The following is a 23,666-nucleotide window of genomic DNA, read 5'->3' on the forward strand; positions in this document are numbered from 1 at the left end:
TCGGCAAAAGGGGGCAGCCGCGCGGCCGCCCCCCGATGGTCACGGGCCTACTGCTGCCAGCTTTTCACCAGCTCGTCATAGCTGATGGTTTCCGGCTGCGGCTTCTCGTTCTCCAGCTTCAGCTGGGGCGCGAGGCTGCCGTTTTCCTTGGCGAAATTGTTCCACCATTCCAGGTCATGCTCCTCGGCCATCTTGGGACCGATATCGCCCTGCACCCCGGCGCGTTCCAGCCGCTCGAGGACCTGCTCCTGCTCGGCGCAGAGGCTGTCCATCGCCTCTTGCGCCGATTTGGCGCCCGAGGAGGCATCGCCGATCGCCTGCCACCACAGCTGCGCCAGCTTCGGATAGTCGGGAACGTTGGTCCCGGTCGGCGACCACTGCACGCGGGCGGGAGAGCGGTAGAACTCGACCAGTCCGCCCAGCATCGGCGCGCGTTCGCTGAAGCTGTCATGCTGGATCGTCGATTCGCGGATGAAGGTCAGCCCGACATGGCTTTTCTTCACGTCCACGGTCTTCGAGGTGACGAACTGCGCATAGAGCCAGGCCGCCTTGGCGCGGTCGTCGGGGGTGGATTTCAGCAGCGTCCACGACCCCACGTCCTGATAGCCCAGCTTCATGCCGTCCTGCCAGTAGGCGCCCTTGGGCGAGGGGGCCATGCGCCATTTCGGCGTGCCGTCCTCGTTCACCACGGGCAGGCCTTCCTTGACCATGTCGGCGGTGAAGGCGGTGTACCAGAACATCTGCTGGGCGACCTCGCCCTGCGCCGGAACCGGGCCGCTTTCGCTGAAGGTCATGCCCTGGGCCGCCGGCGGTGCATAGGCGGTGATCCAGTCCAGGTATTTCTGGATCGCATAGACCGAGGCCGGGCCGTTGGTGTCGCCGCCGCGGGCCACGCAGCTGCCCACCGGGCGGCTGTTCTCGTCCACCCGGATGCCCCATTCATCGACCGGCTTGCCGTTCGGCAGGCCCTTGTCGCCGTTTCCGGCCATCGACAGCCAGGCATCGGTGAAGCGCCAGCCCAGCGAGGGGTCCTTCTTGCCGTAATCCATGTGGCCGAAGACCTTCTTGCCGTCGATCTCGCGGCCGGTGAAGAAGGCGGCGATGTCCTCATAGGCCGACCAGTTCACCGGCACGCCCAGGTCATAGCCGTATTTCTCCTTGAACTCGGCCTTGATCGCCTCGTCGTTGAACCAGTCATAGCGGAACCAGTAGAGGTTCGCGAATTGCTGGTCGGGCAGCTGATACAGGTCGCCATCCGGAGCGGTGGTGAAGCTGAGGCCGATGAAATCGTCCAGATCGAGGTTCGGGTTGGTGACATCGGCGCCCTCGTTCGCCATCCAGTCGGTCAGCGAACGCGCCTGCTGATAGCGCCAGTGGGTGCCGATCAGGTCGCTGTCGTTGACATAGGCGTCATAGACGTTCTCGCCCGACTGCATCTGGGTCTGCAGCTTCTCGACCACGTCGCCCTCGCCGATCAGGTCATGGGTGATGTTGATGCCGGTGATGGCGCTGAAGGCCGGGGCCAGCACCTTGGATTCGTATTCATGGGTGGTGATGGTTTCCGACACCACGTTGATGTTCATCCCCGCGAAGGGCGCTGCCGCGTCGATGAACCATTGCATCTCGGCCTCCTGCTCCTCGCGGGTCAGGGTCGAGTTGTCGATCTCGGCGTCGAGAAAGGCCTTGGCCTCCTCGATCCCGGCCTGGGCGCCGGTCACCATCAGCGCAAGCGCCATGGCGGTCGTCAGGTGCAGTTTCATGGTCTTCCTCCCGTTGAATGCCGGTGTTTCCCGGCGGTTGTCATACCCAGCGGAACACCGCTGCGGCATAGGCCAGCGCGACGGCCAGGCCGCCCCAGACCGGCGTGCCCATCACCCCGAGCCAGGTCAGGCAGATGAAGGCCGAGCCGAGCAGGCTGATGAACAGCCGGTCGCCGCGCGTGGTGGTGATGCCCAGAACGCCCCTGCGCGGCGTCTCGGGAAAGCGGATCGCGGCCCAGGTGAACAGGATCAGGAGCCCCGCGATGATGGTGAAGAACAGCGCCGCCGGAAAGGTCCAGGCCATCCAGCCGCCGGGATCGAGGCTGCCGGTCCAGTCGCGCGCCTCGTCGCGCATCGGCACCCGCGTGGTCAGCCAGGCAAGGACGCCGAGCCAAAGCAGGCCTGCGAGCGCGAAGCCGATGGAGATGGATCTGCGCATCAGACGCGCCCCCCTTGCGTCCCGCGACGGCCGGGGGCGCTGCCCCCGGACCCCCGGGATATTGGCACACAGAAGATCGGGCGGCGGCGCATCACACCCGTCCCAGGGCGAAGCCCTTGGCGATGTAGTTGCGCACGAACCAGATCACGAGCGCACCCGGAATGATCGTCAGGATGCCCGCCGCCGCCAGCACCCCCCAGTCAAGGCCCGAGGCGCTGACCGTGCGGGTCATCGTCGCCGCGATCGGCTTGGCGTTGACCGAGGTCAGCGTGCGCGACAGCAGCAGTTCGACCCAGGAGAACATGAAGCAGAAGAAGGCCGCCACGCCGATGCCCGAGGCGATCAGCGGCATGAAGATGCGCACGAAGAAGCGCGGGAAGGAATAGCCGTCGATATAGGCGGTCTCGTCGATCTCGCGCGGGACGCCCGACATGAAGCCTTCCAGGATCCACACCGCCAGGGGCACGTTGAAGAGGCAATGCGCCAGCGCCACCGCGATATGCGTGTCGAACAGCCCGATCGAGGAATAGAGCTGGAAGAAGGGCAGCGCGAAGACCGCGGCCGGGGCCATGCGGTTGGTCAGCAGCCAGAAGAACAGGTGCTTGTCGCCCAGGAAGCGATAGCGCGAGAAGGCATAGGCCGCCGGCAGCGCCACGGTGATCGAGATGGCCGTGTTCATCACCACATAGGTCAGGCTGTTCACATAGCCCATGTACCAGCTGGGATCGGTCAGGATGGTGCGGTAGTTGTCCAGCGTCGGGTTCTGCGGCCAGAGGCTGAACACGCCCAGGATCTCGCGGTTGGTCTTCAGGCTCATGTTCAGCAGCCAGTAGATCGGCAGCATAAGGAACAGCAGGTAGACCGCCATCACCAGCGCCGAGCCCCGGCCTTTCGATTCGGCGACAGCGGCCATTACAGCGCCTCCCCTTCCTTTGTCATGACGGTATAGAAGACGAACGAGATCAGCAGGATCACCAGGAAGTAGATCAGGCTGAAGGCCGCCGCCGGGCCGAGGTCGAACTGGCCCACCGCCATCTTGACGAGGTCGATCGACAGGAAGGTGGTGGCGTTGCCCGGCCCGCCTCCGGTCAGCACGAAGGGCTCGGTATAGATCATGAAGCTGTCCATGAAGCGCAGCAGCACGGCGATCAGCAGCACCCCCTGCATCTTCGGCAGCTCGATATAGCGGAACACCTTCCAGCGGCTTGCCTGGTCGATGCGGGCGGCCTGGTAATAGGCGTCGGGGATGGATTGCAGCCCGGCATAGCACAGCAGCGCGACCAGGCTGGTCCAGTGCCAGACATCCATCACGATGATGGTGATCCAGGCCGCGACCGGGTCGTTGACGTAGTTGTAGCTGACGCCCAGCTTGGTCAGCGTATAGCCCAGCAGGCCGATATCGACCCGGCCGAAGACCTGCCAGATGGTGCCGACCACGTTCCACGGGATCAGCAGCGGCAGCGCCATCACGACGAGGCAGAAGGACGCCCAAACGCCCTTCTTGGGCATGTTCAGCGCGATGAAGATGCCCAGCGGGATCTCGATCGCGAGGATGGTGGCCGAGAAGATGATCTGCCGGCCCAGCGCGGCGCGGATCCGGTCGGAATGGATCACCTCCTCGAACCATTCCAGACCGGCCCAGAAGAACTGGTTGTTGCCGAAGGTGTCCTGCAGCGAATAGTTCACCACCGTCATCAGCGGAAGGATCGCCGAGAAGGCGACCAGCGCCAGCACCGGCAGCACCAGGAACCAGGCACGGTTGTTGACGGGTTTGTCCATCAGGCGGCCCTTTCGCGTCGGGCGGGATCGACCCGCCAGTCATCACGGTAGACATGCAGATGCGCGGGATCGGGCACCACCCGGTCGGCATCCGCAGGCAGCGGCTGGCTTTCGGGCACCACCACGTTCACCTCGGTGCCGTCCACCTGCCCGCGCACGATGCGGTGGTGGCCGACATCCTCGATGCGGCGGATGGTGAAGGGCAGCCCCTCGTCGCCGGTGCCGAGGCGCAGGAATTCCGGGCGGATGCCGATCTGGGTGCGGCCGTCCAGCGGGCCATAGCCCTGCGCCAGCGTGATCCGCGCGCCGGCGACATGGGCGGTGGCGCCCTCGATCCGGGCCTCCAGCAGGTTCATGCCGGGCGAGCCGATGAAATAGCCCACGAAGGTATGTTCCGGCGCCTCGAACAGCGCCTGCGGGGTGCCGGCCTGCACGACCCGGCCGTCATACATCACCACCACCTGATCGGCGAAGGTCAGCGCCTCGGTCTGGTCATGGGTCACATAGATCATCGTGTGGCCGAACCGCCGGTGCAGGTCCTTCAATTGGGTCCGCAATTCCCATTTCATGTGCGGGTCGATGACGGTCAGCGGTTCGTCGAAGAGGATCGCGTTCACGTCCTGCCGGACCATGCCGCGGCCCAGGCTGATCTTCTGCTTGGCGTCGGCGGTCAGCCCGCGGGCGCGGCGGTCCAGCGTCGCGGACATGCCGATCATCTCGGCCACCTCGGCGACGCGGGCGGCGATCTGGTCGGCGGGCAGGCCGCGGTTCTTCAGCGGAAACGCCAGGTTGTCGCGCACCGACATGGTGTCGTAGACGACCGGGAACTGGAACACCTGCGCGATGTTGCGTTCCAGCGTGGGCAGGGCGGTCACGTCACGCTCGCCGAACAGGATGCGCCCCTGCGAGGGCACCAGCAGCCCCGAGATGATGTTCAGCAGCGTCGACTTTCCGCAGCCGGAACTGCCCAGCAGCGCATAGGCGCCGCCATCCTGCCAGACCATGTCCATCGGCTTCAGCGCCCAGTCGTCGTCCTTCGACGGGTTCGGCAGATAGCTGTGCGCCAGGTTTTCAAGGGTGATCCGGGTCATGGGGTCCTCCGCCGCATCAGGCCGCCGCCGCATAGGGCGCGGTGCGGGCAAGCCGGCCGTCGGTGGTGAACAGATAGACATGCGCCGGGTCCAGCCAGACGGTCAGTTGCTGGCCGTGATCGCGCCGGTGGACGCCATCGACCAGCCCGACCCAGCGATCCGGGCCGTGGCGCAGATGCAGGAAGGTGCGGGCGCCGGTGATCTCGGTCGTGTCGAGGATCGCCGACAGCGGCACCGCCCCCGGTGTTTCGGACAGCGACAGATGCGCGGGGCGGAAGCCGGCCACATAATCGCCATCGGCCAGCCCGCCCGCCTCCCACTGCGCCGCGTGGATGCCCGCCCGCCCCGCCGCCAGCGTGACCGTCGTGAAGTTCATCGGCGGGTCGCTGAAGACCCGCGCGGTGGTGGCGTCCTGCGGCGCGCGATAGACCGCGGGGGTCGGCCCGAACTGCGTCACCCGGCCTTCCCACAACGTCGCGGTATGGCCGCCCAGCAGCAGGGCTTCCTCGGGCTCGGTGGTGGCATAGACGAAGATCGCGCCCGATTCCTCGAAGATGCGGGGGATTTCGGCGCGCAATTCCTCGCGCAGCTTGTAGTCCAGATTGGCCAGCGGCTCGTCCAGCAGCACCAGCCCGGCGCCCTTGACCAGCGCGCGGGCCAGCGCGCAGCGCTGTTGCTGTCCGCCCGACAGTTCCAGCGGCCGGCGATCCAGCATCGGCGTCAGCCGCATCATCTCGGCGGTTTCGTGCACGCGGCGGTCGATCTCGTCACGGGGCACGCCCATCAGCCGCAGCGGCGAGGCGATGTTGTCGCGCACGCTCATCGAGGGGTAGTTGATGAACTGCTGATAGACCATCGCCACCTTGCGGTCCTGCACGCGCTGGTCGGTGACATCGGCGCCGTTCCAGATGACCCGGCCCGCGGTCGGCTTGTCCAGCCCCGCCATCAGCCGCATCAGCGTGGTCTTGCCGGCCAGCGTCGGGCCCAACAGCACGTTCATGCTGCCCGGTTGCAGGGTCAGGTCGGTGGGATGGATCTGCACCCGCCCGCCGACCGATTTCGTGATGCCGCGCAACTCAAGGCTCATGCGGCGTGCCTCTTCTGGCTCATCCAGCTCTCCAACTCGTCGATCTGGGCGGCGCCCAGGCGCAGGCCCAGCTTGCTGCGCCGCCAGACGACATCATCGGCATGGCGGGCGAATTCATGCGCCATCAGCCAGGCGACCTCGGCCTCGGTCAGCGTGGCGCCGAAATCGCGGCCCAGATCGGCGGCGCTGGCGGCACGGCCCAGCATGGCGCGGGCATCGGTGCCATAGGCGCGCACCAGCCGCCGCGCCCAGGCGGGCGTCAGGAAGGGGTAATCGGCCCGCAGCCCCGCGATCAGCGCGGGCACGCCATCGACCGCGAAATCGCCGCCCGGCAGCGGCACCCCGACCGTCCAGCCCGGCCCGGCCTGCGCAAAATGCGGCGCCAGCTTTTCCAGCGCATGTTCGGCCAGCCGCCGATAGGTGGTGATCTTGCCGCCAAAGACGTTCAGGCAGACCGGCCCCGCGCCATCGCCGCCAAGATCGGGCGACAGCACGTAATCGCGCGTCGCGGCGGTGGCCGATTTGGCGCCGTCGTCATAGAGCGGCCTGACCCCGGAATAGGTCCACACGATCTGGTCGCGGCTGACCGGCCGGGCGAAATAATCCGAGGCAAAGCGGCACAGGTAGTCCTGTTCCTCGGCGGTGCATTCGGCCTCCAGCGGGCTGCCCTGATGGTCGCGGTCGGTGGTGCCGATCAGGGTGAAATCGCCCTCGTAGGGGATCGCGAAGATGATCCGGCCATCGGCGCCCTGGAAGAAATAGGCCTTGTCGTGATCGTAAAGCCTGGGCACGACGATATGGCTGCCGCGCACCAGCCGCACCGTCTCGCGGCTGTCCAGATGGGCCACGTCGCGGATCACCCGGCCGACCCAGGGCCCGCCGGCATTGACCAGCGCGCGGGCCGTGAACTGCCGCCCATCCTCCAGCGTCACCCGCCACAGCCCGCCCGTGCGCGCGGCCTCGGCGACCTTGGCGCCGACCATGATCGCGGCCCCGCGCTGCGCCGCATCGCGCGCGTTCAGCGCCACCAGCCGCGCGTCGTCGACCCAGCAATCGCTGTATTCATAGGCTTTTTTCAGGCGGTCCTTCAGCGGTGCCCCCTCGGGCGTGCCCACCAGCGACAGCGACCGCGTGCCGGGCAGGATTCGGCGCCCGCCCAGATTGTCGTAAAGGAACAGCCCCGCCCGGATCAGGAAGTTCGGCCGGTGCCCCTTGTTCCAGGGCATCACCATCGCCAGCGCCTTGCTGACCGGGGTGTCGGATTCGAAGGTCATCTTGGGGTCCAGCGGCAGCACGAAGCGCATCGGCCAGCTGATATGCGGCATTGCCCGCAGCAGCACCTCGCGTTCCTTCAGCGCCTCGCGGACCAGCCGGATTTCCAGATATTCCAGATAGCGCAGCCCGCCATGGAACAGCTTGGTGGAACTGGAACTGGTCGCCTGCGCCAGGTCGCCCATCTCGGCCAGCCGCACCGACAGGCCGCGACCCGCCGCGTCCCGCGCGATGCCGCAGCCATTGATGCCGCCACCGATGATGAAGAGGTCGGTTGTCTCCGACATGCGCTCCTCCCAAAGCTGGGGGCATCAAACGACGCGGTTCGGGCATCTGTCAACGAAGATTTTCGCAGATGTGCGTTTTTATTCGCATTGACAAGAAACGCGCATGGGGTTTCGCTGGTCGCCAAAGGGGAGGGCGGCGATGGCATTGAACATCCGCCAGATGGAGATCCTGGACCTGGCCCGTGCCACCGGCCGCGTCGGCGTCGAGGAACTGGCCGAACGCTTTGACGTGACCTTGCAGACCATCCGCCGCGATCTGGGCGAGCTGGCCGATCAGGGGATGCTGGACCGGGTGCATGGCGGCGCGGTGATGCGGTCCGGCGTCAGCAATATCGGCTATGACGAACGCCGGCGCATGAACGAGGATGCCAAGGCCGCCATCGCGCGGGCCTGCGCGGCCGAGATCCCCGACAATTCCTCGATCATCATCAATCTGGGCACCACGACCGAGGCCGTCGCCCGCGAGTTGCTGGGCCACCGCAACCTGACGGTCATCACCAACAACATGAACGTGGCCAATATCCTTGTGGCCAATGACAGCTGCGAGATCATGGTGGCGGGCGGCGCGCTGCGCCGGTCGGATGGCGGGCTGGTCGGTGACCTGACCACCGAATTCATGGCCCAGTTCAAGCCCGATTTCGGCATCATCGGCACCTCGGCGCTGGATGCCGACGGCGATCTGCTGGATTTCGACATGGCCGAGGTGCGGGTCAGCCGCGCCATCGCCTCGCTGGCGCGCAAGACCTATCTGGTCACCGACATCAGCAAGCTGGAACGCTCGGCGCCGGTACGGATCATCTCGATGGCCGATCTGGACACGGTGTTCGTCGACAAGCCGCTGCCGAAAGCCCTGACCCGCAAATGCGCCGAATGGAAGACCCGCGTGATCCTGGCCGGCTGACCGGCGCGCAGGCCGCGCAACGTTCGCAAGCGGTGTACAGCCTGTGCACATCCGGTGTCTTGTCGGTGCACGCCCTGTGACGGCGAAAACCCCTGCGATTGCTGGCCGGAACAGCGTCGGGGGCAAGGGTGGCGTTGCGCGGTGCCGCCCAGCAACGCCCGCCCCTGTTGCGGGCCTAATCGGCGGGCTTCAGCAACGCCGCCAGCGCCGCGATCTCGGCCGCGCCGGCGGTCTGGACCAGCCGCTCCAGCGCCCGGAAATGCGCGAGAACGGCGCGGCCGCTGTCGGTCAGCACCGCCCCGCCGCCGCCCGTCCCGCCACGGCTGCTGTCCACCACCGGCTGCGCGAAGGCGCGGTTCATGTCCTCGACCAGCGACCAGGCGCGCTTGTAGCTCATCCCCATCTCGCGCCCCGCGGCCGAGATCGAGCCGGCGCGGTCGATCCGTTCCAGCAGCTCGGCCTTGCCCGGCCCGAGGATCAGCGGCGTGTCGTATTCCAGCCTCAGCTTGAGGCGCGGCCCGCTCATCGCCGCACCGGCATCTTGCCGTCCAGCGCCTGCACCAGCAGTGCGGCGCGGCGCCGGTGCATCATCTCGTGCGTGCAGGCCGCGGCCTGCGCGCGGGCGCCCGGCGACAGCGCCCGCAGCCGGCCGGGCGTCAGCCCGGGATCGCCCAGGCAGTCGGCCAGCGCTGCCGCATCGCCCCGCGTCACGAACAGCGCGTTGACGCCCCCGGTCGCCACCTCGCGATTGCCGGGCGTGTCCGAGGCGATCACCGGCACGCCCTGCGAAAAGGCGTCCAGGATCACCCGGGGCTGTTCGTCGCCGGTCGTCGGCACCAGCGCGGCGTGATAGCCGCGCAGCAGCGGCAGGAACTCGGTCGCATAGGCCACCTCGCGCAACATCGTGACGCGCAGGTTCCGGGCGCTGGCCGCGAAGGCCGCGACCGCCCCGGCCATCGCGCCGCTGCCGACCACGTCAAGCCGCAGCGTGGCAACGCGATCCTCCAGCATCTGCAGGGCCTTCAGCACGACCCCGGTGCCCTTCTCCTCGGTCAGCCGCGATGCCAGCAGCAGCCGCAGGTCGTCCGGCTTGGCCTGCCACAGCGCCTCCAGCCGGTCCTCGGGCACCACGTCCTCGCGCCTGATCCACGAGGCCGGCGTCACCGCCGAGATCCCGCCCGCGCCCACCGGCATCGAATCGGCATAGGCCTGCTGGGTATAGAAGGCCAGCGCTGCGCGCGATGCCGACCAGCGGGCCAGCCGCTCGGTCGCCGCCGCCTCAAGCCGCCAGCGCGGCCCGGCCCGCACGCCTTCGGGGATGCGCCAGAACGCGCTTTCGATGTTGATGACAAGTGGCAGCCCGCGGCGCACCGTCATCGGGTTCAGCAGAAGGCCGGGCGGCATCGGCCATCCGGCCACGCCGCTATGGACCACATCGGCCTGCGCCAGCGCCCGGCGCATGGCCCGGATCATGCCGGGCAGGGCGCCGGGCAGCTGACGGCGCCCGCCCAGCATCGGGCCGGTCTCGAGGAAGTCGATGCGCTGGCCCGGCGGCGCCTCGACCGGCAGCATCGGCTCGTCCCCGGTCGTGTCCACATGCGCCGCCAGCACCAGCATGTCGGGGATGTAGTCCAGATGCATCATCAGGTCGCGATGCCACAGATGGCCGACATGCACCCGGCCCTGCGCGTCGCGGTGGAACGGCACCAGCGAACTCATCAGATAGCGTCGTCCGCTCAGCAGGGCGCGGCAGGCAGCGATGTCGTCATGCATGGGTTCTGCCCGGCGATTGTTGTCCGGCAAGGATAGGGTCATCGGCCCGCCGCCGCAATTTCCGCGAGGCCCGCGTCGCGCTTTTCGCACGGCGGTGGCGCTAACCCGTGTTGCGAGGGCGGGGCGGGCGGCTATGATCCGGCAGAGTTCAACCGGGTTGGGGGGGTAGTCATGGCCGCGGACGACATCGTCATTCTGTCAGGGGCGCGCACGGCGATCGGCGCGTTCGGGGGCAGCCTTGCCGCCATCCCGCCGATCGCACTGGCCGCCACGGTGACCCGGGCCGCGCTGGAACGCGCCGGGGTCGCGCCCGACCGGATCGGGCAGGTGGTGTTCGGCCATGTCATCAACACCGAGCCGCGCGACATGTATCTGAGCCGCGCCGCCATGCTGGAGGCGGGCATCCCCTACACCACCCCCGCGCTGAACCTGAACCGGCTGTGCGGATCAGGCGCGCAGGCAATCGTCACCGCGGCGCAGACGCTGATGCTGGGCGATGCCGATTTCGCCGTCGCGGGCGGCGCCGAAAGCATGAGCCGGGCGCCCTACGCCGTGCCCTCGGCGCGGTTCGGCGCCAAGATGGGCGACCAGAAGATGCTGGACATGATGACCGGCGCTCTGACCTGCCCGATGGGCACCGGCCATATGGGCGTCACCGCCGAGAATGTCGCCGCCGAACATGACATCAGCCGGCAGGCACAGGACGCCTTCGCGCTGGAATCGCAGCGCCGGGCGGCCGCGGCCATCGCGGCGGGGCATTTCCGCGACCAGATCGTGCCCGTCGAGATCAAGTCCCGAAAGGGGCCGGCCATGTTCGACACCGACGAACACCCCAAGGAAACCTCGCTGGACAAGCTGGCCGGGCTGAAGGCGGTGTTCAGGAAGGACGGCTCGGTGACGGCCGGCAATGCCAGCGGCATCAATGACGGCGCGGCGGCGCTGGTGCTTGCGCGGGCCGGCGCGGCCGAACGGGCCGGGCTCGCGCCGAGGGCGCGCATCCTCGGCTATGCCGTCGCCGGCGTGCGGCCAGAGGTGATGGGCATCGGCCCGGTGCCGGCGGTCGAACTGCTGATGCAGCGGACCGGGCTGAGCGTCGGCGAATTCGACGTGATCGAATCGAACGAGGCCTTTGCGGCGCAGGCCCTGGCCGTCAACAAGGGGCTGGGCCTCGATCCCGCGAAGGTCAATCCGAATGGCGGCGCCATCGCGCTTGGCCACCCGGTCGGCGCGACGGGCGCGATCCTGACGGTGAAGGCGCTGCACGAGCTTGAACGCACCGGCGGCCGGACGGCGCTGGTGACCATGTGCATCGGCGGCGGGCAGGGCATCGCGCTGGCGATCCGGCGCGACTGATCCCGGCCCGACGAACCCGATGCGAGGGCGCCTGCGCTGGCCGGGCGCCCCCCGGCTTGGTTCGCGGCGCTGCGCGGGAACTGGGCATAGAATCGCCGGTTGGGCGGCCTCGGGGCATCAGCCCCGGCATATCCGCCAAGATGTGTCTTGCATTTGGTCAATTTGCCCGGCATTCCGTGGCGCGAGTGGCGGGAATTGGGCCGCGAGCTGGCGACGAGCGCGTGCCGCCAGCGGGCAGCAGGTTATTTGGGGTGATTTCACGGGCTATCAGCAATTCTGGGGTGTGGTCGTCGATACGCCGACCGCATCGAACAGCGATCTTGGCGGAACCAGCATCGCCGCGCCGAATTTCGACTTTGATCTCTACTGGGTGGACGAACCCGCCAATGGCGGCAGCCCGAACCACATCTATGACAATGACCTGTCCGACACGGCCGGGGGCGTGGACGACACTACCGGCCAGCCGGGAGAGGGTGTGGCCGACAGCGATGGCGGCCCGGTCGTCGGCATGGCCGAGATCGGTGTGTTCCGCGGCGCGACCGTCGAGCTGGCCAGCGGCGACACCGTCGAGGTTGACATCTACGCCTTCCGGCTTGAGGACGGCCGGACCGTGCTGCGGGTCGATGACAACGTCATGGGCGGCGTGCGCAGCGCCGGCATCCAGCCCAGCGACGTGACGAGCGTCACCCTGCCGACCGATTACGAACAGCTGACCAGCATCGATTCGACCGAGTTCGACAAGAACTTCCAGCTGATCTGCTTTGCCGACGGCACCCTGATCGAGACCGCCGACGGCCCCGTCGCGGTCGAGGATCTGCGTCCTGGCATGATGATCCGCACCGCCGATCACGGCTATCGCCCGCTGCGGTTGGCGCTTCACCGGACCATCGGCAGCGCCCTGCAGATGCAGAACGACCGGATGCGCCCGGTGCGGATCAGCGCCGGCGCGCTTGGCGACGGGCTGCCGCTGCGCGACCTGCGCGTGTCGCGCCAGCATCGCGTGCTGGTGTCGTCGCAGATCTGCCAGCGCATGTTCGGCACCCGCGAGGTTCTGGTGCCGGCGATCCGCCTGACCGACCTGCCGGGCGTGTTCGTCGAGGACAGCCTGGAGGAGGTGACCTTCTACCACCTGGTCCTTGATCGCCACGAGGTGCTGTTTGCAGAGGGCGTTGCCGCCGAAAGCCTGTTCCTGGGCGAAGGCGCTCTGGATGGCCTGACCGAGGAGGCGCGAGAGGAACTGCTGACCCTGTTCCCGAATGCCCTCGAGGACGCGGCCTGCGCCGTGCCGGCCCGCCCGGTGCCCGCAGGCGGCCGGATCCGCCGGCTGATCGCGCGCCATGGCAAGGCACAGATGCCGCTGGTCTCGACCCGGCACTGACAGGGCGGCCCGCGGGCCGCAGCAGGAACCCGACAGGGCGCGGCACCGGCCGCGCCCTTTTGCGATTCTGCCGGCGGCAGGACGATTGCCCGGCGCAGGCAGGGCAGATCGCGTTGCCGTTGCGGCACCCTAACAAAGATCAGTCGATTTCTGGTTAACTGCCTGTATTTAAGAACAGGTTTACCCGTTCCCAGGTTGACCCCAGCCGCCAATACCCTGTTCAAATCGGAACGCTCTGACACCCCTTCATGCGGGACGTGCCGGGGCGCTTTTCCGGGTAAGGCCATGCCCGCGCATGGCGATGGTGCAGAAGGAACGAAACATGGGGTATGTGCCGACCTGGGGTGTGATCGCGCCCACGCAGGTGACCTCGAACGTGGAACTTGCGGGCGTCACGATGGCCCCGCCGACCTATGACCACAGCCTGTTCATCGTGGATGATCCCGCGAATGGCGGACAGTCCGGCCATCTCTATGACAATGACTTGCTGGCCTCGACCGGCGGTCCCGACACCACCACCGGCCAGCTGAACGAGGGGTTTGCCGACACCGACGGCGGCCCGGTCATCGGCATCGCGGAAATCGGCTATTTCGGCAACAGCACCGTGCAGCTGCAGAACGGCGGGTCGATCACCGTGCCGATCTATGCCTTCCGCCTCGAGGATGGGCGCACCATCCTGCGCGTCCATGACTTCGACCTGGCCGGGTTCAACAATGCCGGGCTGGCCCGCAACGACATCGCCAGCATCACCCTGGGCGGGGCGCAGGACTACCAGACGCTGTCCAGTGTCGAATCGTTCCGCTTCGACCTGCCCTTCGCGATGATCTGCTTTGCCGACGGCACCCTGATCGACACGGCCGACGGCCCGGTGGCTGTCGAGGATCTGCGCCCCGGCGTGTTGGTCCGCACCGCCGATCACGGATATCAGCCGCTGCGCCTCGCGCTGAGCCGGCTGGTCGACGCTGACTGGCAGGCCCGCAACGACCGGCTGCGGCCCGTTCGTATCAGCGCCGGCGCTCTGGGCGACCGCCTTCCCCGGCAGGATCTGCGCGTCTCGCGCCAGCATCGGATGCTGCTGTCCTCGCCGATCTGCGAGCGGATGTTCGGCGCCCGCGAGGTGCTGGTGCCGGCGATCCGCCTGACCGACCTGCCCGGCATCTATGTCGAGGACGGGACAGCCTCGCTGAGCTATTTCCATCTGGTGTTCGACCGCCACGAGGTGGTCTTTGCCAACGGCGCGGCGTCGGAAAGCTTTTTCATCGGCCGGCAGGCGCTGCAAAGCCTGACGCCGGAGGCCCTGGCCGAATTGCTGACGCTGTTTCCCGATGCGGTCGAGCGGTGCGAGATCGCGCGGCCGGCGCGTCCGATCCCCGAGGGCGGTCGGGTCCGCAGCCTGGTGGCGCGGCATGTCCGGTCGGGCAAGCCGATGGTCGAGCCGCGCCTCTAGGGGCGCGGGACGGCGCGGTGCCGCTTGCCGCGGGCGCTGCACCGGAAACGGGAACGGGCCGTCCAGATCAGACGGCCCGCGAGATCCACGGAGATGGTCCGGTTAGGGATGGATAGAATCCGTCCGGTCCCAATCAGGGGTTACGACCCCAGGGGCTGCCCTCAGGCCACGGCCCCCCTGACTGTTCCGACACCTCTCTCCAATATCACTCTCGACACTGGACCACCTCCTTTCAATAAGTTGCCGTTGCAAGGAAAGCCTGCCACAGATCGGCGATCTGTCAATCAGATTTCTCTGCGAACTCGCAACAAATTGCGCACGATGATGCGGAAGGGCACAAGGGCAAGTAGGGCCAGACAGAGTTTGACCAGCCAATCGGCAAATGCCAGCGAAACCCACAGCATGGTGACCGGCCCGTAGCCAAGCAGCGGAACCGCCTCGTTCGCCCAGCCCGTATTGGCGTCCGCAGGCAGCCAGGCGGCGAAGGCGATCGCGAAGAACAGCGCCGTGTCCAGCGCCGATCCCAGCAGGGTCGAGGCCAGCGGCGCGACCCACCAGCGGCGCTGGCGCAGCCGGTCGAAGATCGCCACGTCCAGCATCTGCGCGGTCAGGAAGGCAAGACCCGAGGCGGTGGCGATCCGCAGCGTCGTCTTGTCGAGTCCGGCGGCGATCAGCGAGCAGGCGACACCGACCAGGAAGCCCGACAGGACCACACGCCGTGCGGCGGCCGCGCCATGGACGCGGTTCATCACATCGGTCACGAGGAAGGCGAAGGGATAGGTGAAGGCGCCCCAGGTCAGCCAGTCTCCGATCACGAACTGCACGAGGATGTTAGAGGCCACCACAATGGCGGCCATGGCAAGGATGCCAGGCAGGTAGCGGGTCATGCGATCATTTTCCGTTTTACAAGGTCGCGGAACAACTCGGCCCCGCCAGCGGCAGGACAGCGGCGCGCATACGCGCAACCGGCCGGGCTTGTCAATCGCGGCTTTCTCAGTCGCGCAGGCGGTATTCGACCAGTTCGGTGCGCTGCACGATCAGGAAATTGTCGTCCGAGATCAATGTCAGCCGGATGCCCTGCCCGTCATGCCAGACCGAAAGCCCTTCCAGATTGTCATATTGCAGGGGCTGCGTCTCCAGCAGGATTTCCTCGTCGCGCGGGCCGTCCTCGGTCAGCCGCATCCGCCTGACGCGCGAGGAAAAGCCCAGCAGGCCGTGGAAGTCGCGCTCGAGCAGGTAGAGATAGCCGTCCGGGCCGAAATCCGCGCCGACCGCCAGCCAGCGCGGATCGCGCCGCAGATGGGTCATCGTGCGCCACGTCTCGTCCGCGAAACGCAGGACCGGAAAGGGCCGGCTTTCGCGCCCAGACTTTTCCGGCAGCGCGATGAGGCTGCCGTCATCGCGGATCGCCAGTGCCTCGAGGCCGGCATTGACGCGCATTCCGGGCAGGTCCGGAGGACGGGGCTGGCGGCGCGCCGGGGCATCGGGATCGTCATAGGAGGCCAGCCGGTCCAGCCCCTCGAAGCTGACCCAGATGCGGCCGTCCGCGCCGATCGCCAGCCCCTCGCTGTCGCCGAGATAGCCGGGCTTCAGCGGCTCGCCCTTGCTGTCTTTCAGATGCGCGCGGCCGGCGATGTTCATGCCCCGCAGCCGGCCCTGCTCGTCCCGGTCGATGCTGCCCCAATACAGCCAGGCCCGGTCGCTGAGCACGTGGAAGCCGCGCCCGTCGGCCGAGATCTCGATCCCCGAGAAGCCGCCAAAGCTTGGCTCGTCACCGCGCCAGACATAGGTGCCGACATAATCGAGCGTCGCCGCCGGCGCAGCGGCGCCGACCGCGGCAAGGCAGGTCGACAGGGCCGCGATCAGCGCGCGGCGGCGACGTTTCGGCACTGGGAGGGCAATTCGCTGAGGCGGAAGGTGCGCGGGTGGCGATAATTCGGATCGGCGGGGACCGGCTTGACGCGGCTGGGGTCGATACGGTTGCGGACCCACTCGGCCGCCTCGGCGCAGCCGTCGCCCGCCGGCGGCGGGTCCTGCCGCTCGCAGATCGAGCCGCGGGGGCAGGCCATGCGGACATGGAAGTGATAATTGTGCGCGTTGATCGGTCGGATCTTGCGGAGCCAGGACCGATCGCCACGCTCGGCCTGACACATCGCGACCTTGGCCACCGGATCGACGAGGATCCGTTCGATCCGCGGATCGCGGGCCGCTGCCCGCATGATCGACATGTGTCCGGGCGTCCAGTTGCCAGACAGCGCCACCCCGCGGCTGTCGGTGACCGAGACCGAGGACAGGCTTTCGCGCTGCGCCGGCGTCAGGTTCAGGGAGGGGGGCGGCAGCATCCAGACATCGGCATCCAGCCCCATCTGGTGACTGGCATGACCCGAGGTCATCGGCCCGCCGCGCGGCTGGCTGATGTCGCCGATGTAAAGCCCGCGCCACCCCGCCTGCTGGGCGGCCTGCGACAGCCCGACGAGGAAGTTGATGAGGTCGGGATGGCCCCAGTTGCGGTTACGCGACAGCCGCATCGCCTGCCAGCTGGGCCCGGATTCGGGCAGCTGAACGAAGCCCTGACCGCAGCCCTTCGAATAGAAGCCGACGGCGACCGCCGGCCCCTGCGACGCGGCCCGGAACGAGCCGAACACGTCCTTGGCAAGCGGATCGGACTGCGCCGGCAGGGCCAGGCCGGCCATGATGGCGGCGGCGGTCAGGATTTTGCGGATCACTGCGGGACCTCTCCTTCGGGTTTGACCCAAGCTAGCAGAACCAGCGCCAGAAGAAACATCACGATCAACGGAGAGATGCCGACGCGCTGGTTGCCGGTCAGGTCGGTGACGGTGGCGATCAGGAAAGGCGCAAGGAAGGCGGTGGCCTTGCCCGACAAGGCATAGAGGCCGAAGCCCTCGGTGGCGCGATCCTCGCTGGTGTGGCGTACCATCATCGTGCGGCTGGCCGCCTGCAGCGCGCCGCCCGCGCCGCCGATCAGGGCGCCGCAGACAAAGAAGGTCACATCCGGCAGGCCAAGGTTCCCCAGCAGCGCGCGGTCGGGGATGGCCATGCCGAACAGGCTGGTGCGATCCATGCCGACCAGCACGACACAGACCGCCATCAGCACCAGCGTGCAGGCCACGATCACCGGCCGCGGCCCCCAGCGCCGGTCGGCCCGCCCGCCCAGCCAGCTGATGAGGGCCGCCGAAATCGCGCTGACCACGCCGAAGACCCCCGCGAGGAACACCGGCCAGCCCAGCACCGTGCCCGCATAGACCCCGCCAAATCCGTAAAGCGCGTTCAGCGCGTCCCGCGACAGCATCGAGGACAGCAGCCAGCCGGCGAGACTGCGGCGATGGCGAAGGCTGCGGATCAACGCCCCGAGATCGCGCAATGCAAGGCCGATACGGATCGGCTGGCGCGGCCCGCGCGGTTCGCGCACCCACAGGAAGAACGGCAGCATGAAGACGGCATACCAGATGGCGACGAAGGGGCCGACGAAGCGCGTGCCCTCGCGCTGATCGGGGTCGAGGCCGAGGATCGGCGCGATGCCCAGCAGGGTACGCCCGTTCGGGGTCTCCTGGAACAGCGCCAGCATGATCGCCAGCGCCGCCACCCCGCCCAGATAGCCGAAGGCGTAGCCCGATCCCGACAGCCGCCCGATCTCGGCGCGCGGGGCGAGGCCGGGCAGCATGGCGTTGGTGAAGATGGTGGCAAACTCGACCCCGATCAGGCCGATGCCGAACAGCGTCACCGCGCGGATCAGCGCCGGCTGGTCGGGTGTCAGCATCCACAAGCCGGCAGCGCCGATCACATAGAAAACCGAGAACAGCCAGACCCAGGGCAGCCTGCGCCCCGATGTGTCGGCGATCGCGCCCAGCACCGGGGCCAGCAGCGCGATGAGGATGCCCGCGACCGACAGCCCATAGCCCCACAGCGCCTGCGCATTCGCGCCGGCCATGGCGCTGCTGTCGCCGAGCCCGATGAAATGACGCTTGGCGACCTCGGAGAAATAGACCGAGAAGATGAAGGTCAGCAGCAGCGTGTGATAGGGCTGGCTGGCCCAGTCGAAGAACCACCAGCCCCAGATCCGCCTGCGGTTCATGCCGATGCTCCTTGCCTGCGCCTGCCTCGGGCACATAAGGCCCGGGCGGGGTCAGGCTGGCAAGTGCGCTTTCGCGGCGGCTGGCACTTCCGGGGGCCAGGGTCGGGTGGCGTCGGCGGCGATCCAGCCTAGGACCCAGTCCGGCAGCGGCGGGCTGGCGGGATCGCGGCCGGCGGCCTCGGCCAGCCGCGCGGGCGGCACGATCCCGGCGGACGAGGTGATCGCGGCGCGCAGCAGCATGTGGTTGCAACACTCCGCGCCCTTCCACATCGACTGCTCGATATACAGGAAGCGATCGTCCCAGCCGATGATCTGCGAGATCATCGTGAAGCGGTCGAACATGCGGATCCTGCGGCGATAGCGCGTGGTGTTGCCGGCCACCGTCAGGCCCCAGCCCTGCCGCCGCAGCACCGGCACCAGCCCGCTGCGCGCCACCATCGGAATGCGGCCCAGGTCGAACAGGGTCAGGGTGCGGCCGTTGTTCAGCTCGATCCACGGGTCGAGATCCCAGGGCCAGCACAGATGCGTCGAGACATGCGCCTGCCCTGGCGCCAGCGCCGGCGCCCCGCGAACCTTGACCATTTCCTTCGCGAACCGGAACAGCGGATACATCGGATCTCCTCTTGCGTCGCTGCCTGCTGGGTGGCGGCGGGACTGGCCGGGGTCAACCGGGACGCAGCGGCATTCGGCTTGCACGCGGCGGTCGGCGCCGCCATACAGGGCGCGATTGCTGTGGCGAGGGAATGATGGGAACGCTGTACGAGGCCTTGCAACTTATCCTTCAGGTGGTGTGGTTCGTGATGATCGTCCACATCATCATGTCGTGGCTGATCAATTTCCAGGTGCTGAACCTGCGCCAGCCCCTCGTCGCGCAGATCTGGGACGGGCTGAACCGGCTGCTGGAACCGATCTACCGGCCGATCCGCAACATCCTTCCCAATACCGGCGGCCTTGATCTGGCGCCGCTGGTTGTGTTCATCGTCATCATCATCCTGCAACGCGCCCTGGCCAACAACGCCGGCTTCTTCTACGGCATGTGATGCCGAGGGACATGATCGCCGACGATCTTCTGCGACAGGTCTGGGGCTTCGACGGCTTCCGGCCCGGTCAGCACGAGATCGTCGAGACGGTCGCAGAGGGCCGCGACGTGCTGGCGATCATGCCCACGGGGGGCGGCAAGTCGCTGTGCTACCAGCTGCCCGCGCTGATGCGCGAGGGGGTGACGGTGGTCATCTCGCCGCTGATCGCGCTGATGCGCGACCAGGTGCGGGCGCTGCGCGAGGCCGGGGTGGCCGCAGGTGCGCTGACCAGCGGCAACACCCAGCAAGAAACCGATTCCGTGTTCGAGGCCCTGGGGCAGGGCGGGCTGAAGCTGCTTTACATGGCGCCCGAAAGGCTGGCCTCGGGCGGCACGCTGTCGCTGCTGCGCCGCGCGGGCGTCACCGCGATCGCCGTGGACGAGGCGCATTGCGTCAGCCAGTGGGGACATGATTTCCGGCCCGATTACCTGCGCATCGGCGATCTGAAGCGGGCCCTTGGCGTGCCGCTGGCTGCGTTTACCGCCACCGCCGACGCCGAGACACGGGCCGAGATCGTCGCCCGACTGTTCGATGGTTGCGAGCCGGCGACCTTCCTGCGCGGTTTCGACCGGCCCAACATCCGGCTTGCCTTCCAGCCCAAGGACAGCCCGCGCAACCAGCTGCTGGGCTTCGTGGCCGCGCGCCGCGGCCAGTCGGGCATCATCTATTGCGCCTCGCGCGCGCGCACCGAGACGCTGGCCGCCGCGCTGAACGATGAGGGCCACAGCGCCGTCGCCTATCATGGCGGGATGGAGGCCGCGCCGCGCCGCGAGGTCGAGGGGCGGTTCCAGCGCGAGGACGGCCTGATCGTGGTGGCGACCGTCGCCTTCGGCATGGGCATCGACAAGCCCGACATCCGCTGGGTGCTGCATGCCGACCTGCCGAAATCCATCGAGTCCTATTATCAGGAGATCGGCCGCGCCGGCCGCGACGGCGATCCGGCCGAGACGCTGACGCTGTACGGACCCGACGACATCCGCCTGCGCCGGACGCAGGTGGACGAGGGGCTGGCCGACAATGCCCGCAAGGGCGCCGATCACGCGCGGCTGAACGCGCTTCTGTGCCTGGCCGAGGCGACGGGCTGCCGCCGCCGGCGGCTGCTGGCCTATTTCGGCGAGGACATGGCCGAGGATTGCGGGAATTGCGACCTCTGCCTTGATCCGCCGCGCCTGTTCGACGCCACCGAGGCGGTGCGCAAGGCGCTGTCTGCGATGCTGCGCACCGGGGAACGGTTCGGGTCGGGGCATCTGATCGACCTGCTGACCGGCACCTCGACCGACAAGATCCGCGACCGCGGCCATGACCGCCTGCCGACCTTCGGGGTGGGGGGCGATCACAGCCGCGGGCAATGGCAGGCGATCTTCCGGCAGATGATGGGGCTGGACCTGTGCCGCCCAGACCCCGAACGCCACGGCGCCCTGTTCCTGACCGAAGCGGCGCATCCGGTCCTGCGCGGCGAGGCCGGCGTGACCCTGCGCCACGACACGACCCTGCGCCCGAAGCCCGCCAATGTGCTGCGCTCGCAGGTTCCCGAAGAGGACGAACCGCTGCTGTCGGCGCTGAAGGCCAGGCGCCGCGCGCTGGCCGAGGCGGCGCGGGTGCCTGCCTATGTAATCTTCCCCGACCGCACCCTGGCCGAAATGGCCACAAGGCGACCCGCCGATCTGGACCAGATGGCGCAGATCAACGGCGTCGGCGCGAAGAAGCTGGAAAGCTATGGTCGCGACTTCCTGGCGGTGATCGCCGGCGAACAGCCCGCGATGCATCCGCATCGCCGCGCCCTGGCCGGGAAGCCGGCGGGGCAGCTGTTCGACCGTCTCGTCGAACAGCAGAATGCCCTGCTGCGCGGCGAGGCCGGGACCGACAAGCCGCTGTCCTGCACGACCGCGCAGATCCGGCGGATCGCCGAGGCCCGCCCGCAGGATCGCGCGGCCCTCGCGCGGCATCTGGATGGTGCGCGGCTGGACCGCTTTGGCGACGCCTTTCTCGCCGCAATCTCAGAGACCCCCTGATCCGTCCGGCGCGGCACCGGCCAGGCCGTCACGCCGTTGTCATCGACGCGACCTGTAACGCCGGGCGCGTCACCGGCGTATGGTCATGGAAATGTGATGCGCGGCTGCGGCCCGGGATGCGTGACTATGCGTTGACGGGCCGCGTGCCGGGGAACCCACGGATCGGAGAGAAATGATGAAACTCAAATGGTCGGATGTGACGCCGAAGGCCGACTGGCTCAACCGGCGCAGCTTTCTTGCCGCGGGCGCCGCGCTGGCGGTGGCGCCGGCCCATGCGCTGACCGGCAAGCCGTCGGCCTATTCGACGGACCAGAAGCCGAACAGCTTCGAGGAAATCACCAACTACAACAATTTCTACGAGTTCGGCACCGGCAAGGAAGACCCCGCCCGCAATGCCGGGGCGCTGACCACCGATCCGTGGACCGTCCAGATCGACGGGCTGGTCGAGCGTCCGGGCGGCTATTCGGTCGACGACCTCGCGCCCGCCAATGCGCTGGAAGAGCGTATCTACCGGCTGCGCTGTGTCGAGGCTTGGTCGATGGTCGTGCCCTGGATCGGGGTGCCGCTGGCGTCGGTGCTGCAGAAGGCCGGGGTCAGCCCCTCGGCGAAATATGTGGCGTTCGAGACGCTGGTGCGTCCCGAGGAGATGCCCGGCCAGAAGCGCCCGATCCTCGACTGGCCCTATCGCGAGGGGCTGCGGCTGGACGAGGCGATGCATCCGCTGACCATCCTTGCGACGGGGCTGTATTCGGACCCGCTGCCCAACCAGAACGGCGCCCCTATCCGGCTGGTGGTGCCCTGGAAATACGGCTTCAAGTCGATCAAGTCGATCGTCCGCATCACGCTGACCGAACGGCAGCCGGTCTCGACCTGGAACGCGCTGCAGCCGTCCGAATACGGCTTCTACGCGAATGTCAATCCGAAGGTGGATCATCCGCGCTGGAGCCAGGCGACCGAACGCAAGATCGGCGCGGGCCTGTTCGGCGGCCGTCAGGAAACCCTGATGTTCAACGGTTATGGCGATCAGGTCGCCGCCCTTTATGCCGGCATGGACCTGGCGAAGAACTACTGATGCAACGCGTGCTGAATGACAGATTGCGGCGTCTTCCGGTCTGGTCGGTCTGGCTGGGGGGGCTGGTGCCGCTGGCCTTGCTGGTCAGCGACGCGCTGACCGGCGGGCTGGGCATCGACCCGATCCGCGACATCGAACACCGGCTGGGACGCACGGCGCTGTATTTCCTGGTGGCCAGCCTCGCGGTCACGCCGCTGCTGCGGATCGCAGGGATCAGCCTGATGCGATTCCGCCGCGCGCTGGGGCTTCTGTGCTTTACCTATGCAGGGCTCCATGTGCTGTCCTGGCTCAGCATGGACATGGGCTTTCTCTGGGCACAGATGGCGAAGGACGTCGTCAAGCGTCCCTATCTGCTGTTCGGAATGACCGCGCTGCTGATCCTGCTGCCGCTGGCGATCACCTCGAACAACCTGTCGGTCCGGCGGATCGGGGCCGCGGGCTGGCGGCGCCTGCATCGGCTGGTCTACCTGGCGGCGCCGCTGGTGACGCTGCACTGGATATGGGCGCTGAAGACATTTCCTGTCGAACCGGTGGTCTGGCTGGCGGTGATTCTGGTGCTTCTCGGCCTGCGGATCGTGGTTCCGCGCCCCCTCATGCGCATCCGGGCGCAGCGGGCCTGAAATAAATTATGTAAATTCAGTTACTTGCCGGAAACATGACGGTTCGGCGAAAATTTTCGTCGAAACCCCCTTGCGGCCACCGGCCCCGATCCGTAAATACCGCCTCACCGAGACGACGGGAACGCCGGAACGGGCCGGAGCGGAAGGCAACAGCCTGAAACTGCGGAAGAAATCAGGAAGCAAGCGGCTGGACAAAGCGCTAAGGGATTGGCGCTCCGGTTCA

22 protein-coding genes are annotated in these 23,666 nt (G+C 67.7%); 8 read left to right on the forward strand and 14 right to left on the reverse strand.

Annotated elements, in window-relative coordinates; genetic code table 11:
- Positions 1-47 precede the first annotated feature (47 nt).
- The 7 genes from Q5Y72_RS15555 to glpD all read right to left on the reverse strand — a co-directional run bounded on the left by Q5Y72_RS15555 (position 48) and on the right by glpD (position 7,715).
- Complete coding sequence (locus Q5Y72_RS15555) at positions 48-1,760, reverse strand: ABC transporter substrate-binding protein (RefSeq protein WP_305964345.1); 1,713 nt, start codon at positions 1,758-1,760, stop codon at positions 48-50.
- A 40-nt stretch (positions 1,761-1,800) separates the two neighbouring features.
- The gene (locus Q5Y72_RS15560; RefSeq protein ID WP_371930846.1) at positions 1,801-2,115 is read right to left on the reverse strand and encodes a DUF2160 domain-containing protein; all 315 of its coding nucleotides are present in this window, start codon (positions 2,113-2,115) and stop codon (positions 1,801-1,803) included.
- Positions 2,116-2,290: 175 nt separating this feature from the next.
- Entirely contained in the window at positions 2,291-3,112 is an 822-nt protein-coding gene (locus tag Q5Y72_RS15565; protein ID WP_305964347.1) for a carbohydrate ABC transporter permease, read from the reverse strand.
- A complete protein-coding gene (locus Q5Y72_RS15570; protein ID WP_305964348.1) occupies positions 3,112-3,978 on the reverse strand; it encodes a carbohydrate ABC transporter permease in 867 nt (288 codons plus the stop codon). The genes Q5Y72_RS15565 and Q5Y72_RS15570 overlap by 1 nt, the downstream gene beginning before the upstream one ends.
- Positions 3,978-5,069, reverse strand: a complete 1,092-nt coding sequence (locus Q5Y72_RS15575; protein WP_305964349.1) for an ABC transporter ATP-binding protein — start codon at positions 5,067-5,069, stop codon at positions 3,978-3,980. The genes Q5Y72_RS15570 and Q5Y72_RS15575 overlap by 1 nt, the downstream gene beginning before the upstream one ends.
- A 16-nt stretch (positions 5,070-5,085) precedes the next feature.
- Positions 5,086-6,156, reverse strand: coding sequence for an ABC transporter ATP-binding protein (locus Q5Y72_RS15580; protein ID WP_305964350.1), 1,071 nt, complete (start codon positions 6,154-6,156; stop codon positions 5,086-5,088).
- On the reverse strand, positions 6,153-7,715 hold the full coding sequence (gene glpD / locus Q5Y72_RS15585) for a glycerol-3-phosphate dehydrogenase (RefSeq protein WP_305964351.1): 1,563 nt from the start codon (positions 7,713-7,715) through the stop codon (positions 6,153-6,155). The genes Q5Y72_RS15580 and glpD overlap by 4 nt, the downstream gene beginning before the upstream one ends.
- A gap of 139 nt (positions 7,716-7,854) precedes the next feature.
- Here glpD and Q5Y72_RS15590 point away from each other — a divergent pair, with 139 nt between their 5' ends.
- A complete protein-coding gene (locus Q5Y72_RS15590; RefSeq protein ID WP_305964352.1) occupies positions 7,855-8,616 on the forward strand; it encodes a DeoR/GlpR family DNA-binding transcription regulator in 762 nt (253 codons plus the stop codon).
- 175 nt (positions 8,617-8,791) lie between these two features.
- Here Q5Y72_RS15590 and Q5Y72_RS15595 read toward each other — a convergent pair whose 3' ends face one another.
- Together Q5Y72_RS15595 and Q5Y72_RS15600 are read right to left on the reverse strand one after the other, a co-directional pair.
- On the reverse strand, positions 8,792-9,142 hold the full coding sequence (locus tag Q5Y72_RS15595) for a winged helix-turn-helix domain-containing protein (protein WP_305964353.1): 351 nt from the start codon (positions 9,140-9,142) through the stop codon (positions 8,792-8,794).
- Entirely contained in the window at positions 9,139-10,389 is a 1,251-nt protein-coding gene (locus Q5Y72_RS15600; RefSeq protein ID WP_305964354.1) for a glycosyltransferase family 4 protein, read from the reverse strand. The genes Q5Y72_RS15595 and Q5Y72_RS15600 overlap by 4 nt, the downstream gene beginning before the upstream one ends.
- 171 nt (positions 10,390-10,560) lie before the next feature.
- On the opposite strand from Q5Y72_RS15600, the gene bktB reads away from it, so the two are divergent.
- From bktB to Q5Y72_RS15615, 3 genes are all read left to right on the forward strand, one after another.
- Positions 10,561-11,742, forward strand: coding sequence for a beta-ketothiolase BktB (gene bktB / locus Q5Y72_RS15605; RefSeq protein WP_305964355.1), 1,182 nt, complete (start codon positions 10,561-10,563; stop codon positions 11,740-11,742).
- Between the two features lie 283 nt (positions 11,743-12,025).
- Positions 12,026-13,120, forward strand: coding sequence for a Hint domain-containing protein (locus tag Q5Y72_RS15610; protein WP_305964356.1), 1,095 nt, complete (start codon positions 12,026-12,028; stop codon positions 13,118-13,120).
- A 322-nt stretch (positions 13,121-13,442) separates the two neighbouring features.
- Positions 13,443-14,567 (forward strand): Hint domain-containing protein, encoded by a 1,125-nt coding sequence (locus Q5Y72_RS15615; protein WP_305964357.1) that lies wholly within the window; start codon positions 13,443-13,445, stop codon positions 14,565-14,567.
- Positions 14,568-14,851: 284 nt separating this feature from the next.
- Here Q5Y72_RS15615 and Q5Y72_RS15620 read toward each other — a convergent pair whose 3' ends face one another.
- The 5 genes from Q5Y72_RS15620 to Q5Y72_RS15640 all read right to left on the reverse strand — a co-directional run bounded on the left by Q5Y72_RS15620 (position 14,852) and on the right by Q5Y72_RS15640 (position 19,272).
- Positions 14,852-15,454, reverse strand: coding sequence for a queuosine precursor transporter (locus Q5Y72_RS15620; protein WP_305964358.1), 603 nt, complete (start codon positions 15,452-15,454; stop codon positions 14,852-14,854).
- A gap of 106 nt (positions 15,455-15,560) precedes the next feature.
- Entirely contained in the window at positions 15,561-16,457 is an 897-nt protein-coding gene (locus Q5Y72_RS15625) for an esterase-like activity of phytase family protein (protein ID WP_305964359.1), read from the reverse strand.
- A complete protein-coding gene (gene mepA, locus Q5Y72_RS15630; protein ID WP_305964360.1) occupies positions 16,430-17,293 on the reverse strand; it encodes a penicillin-insensitive murein endopeptidase in 864 nt (287 codons plus the stop codon). Before mepA ends, Q5Y72_RS15625 begins: the two co-directional genes overlap by 28 nt.
- On the reverse strand, positions 17,290-18,660 hold the full coding sequence (locus Q5Y72_RS15635; protein WP_305964361.1) for an MFS transporter: 1,371 nt from the start codon (positions 18,658-18,660) through the stop codon (positions 17,290-17,292). The genes mepA and Q5Y72_RS15635 overlap by 4 nt, the downstream gene beginning before the upstream one ends.
- Positions 18,661-18,711: 51 nt before the next feature.
- Complete coding sequence (locus Q5Y72_RS15640; RefSeq protein ID WP_305964362.1) at positions 18,712-19,272, reverse strand: acyl-CoA thioesterase; 561 nt, start codon at positions 19,270-19,272, stop codon at positions 18,712-18,714.
- 131 nt (positions 19,273-19,403) lie between these two features.
- On the opposite strand from Q5Y72_RS15640, the gene Q5Y72_RS15645 reads away from it, so the two are divergent.
- The 4 genes from Q5Y72_RS15645 to msrQ all read left to right on the forward strand — a co-directional run bounded on the left by Q5Y72_RS15645 (position 19,404) and on the right by msrQ (position 23,443).
- Positions 19,404-19,700: a YggT family protein gene (locus Q5Y72_RS15645; RefSeq protein WP_504222735.1), complete on the forward strand. Its 297-nt coding sequence runs from the start codon at positions 19,404-19,406 to the stop codon at positions 19,698-19,700.
- Positions 19,700-21,751: a DNA helicase RecQ gene (recQ, locus tag Q5Y72_RS15650; protein ID WP_305964363.1), complete on the forward strand. Its 2,052-nt coding sequence runs from the start codon at positions 19,700-19,702 to the stop codon at positions 21,749-21,751. The genes Q5Y72_RS15645 and recQ overlap by 1 nt, the downstream gene beginning before the upstream one ends.
- A gap of 172 nt (positions 21,752-21,923) precedes the next feature.
- Entirely contained in the window at positions 21,924-22,823 is a 900-nt protein-coding gene (gene msrP / locus Q5Y72_RS15655; protein ID WP_305964364.1) for a protein-methionine-sulfoxide reductase catalytic subunit MsrP, read from the forward strand.
- The gene (gene msrQ, locus Q5Y72_RS15660; RefSeq protein ID WP_305964365.1) at positions 22,823-23,443 is read left to right on the forward strand and encodes a protein-methionine-sulfoxide reductase heme-binding subunit MsrQ; all 621 of its coding nucleotides are present in this window, start codon (positions 22,823-22,825) and stop codon (positions 23,441-23,443) included. The genes msrP and msrQ overlap by 1 nt, the downstream gene beginning before the upstream one ends.
- Positions 23,444-23,666 lie beyond the last annotated feature (223 nt).

Origin of the sequence: Paracoccus spongiarum (assembly GCF_030732095.1) — a bacterium.
Taxonomy (GTDB): Bacteria; Pseudomonadota; Alphaproteobacteria; order Rhodobacterales; family Rhodobacteraceae; genus Paracoccus; species Paracoccus spongiarum.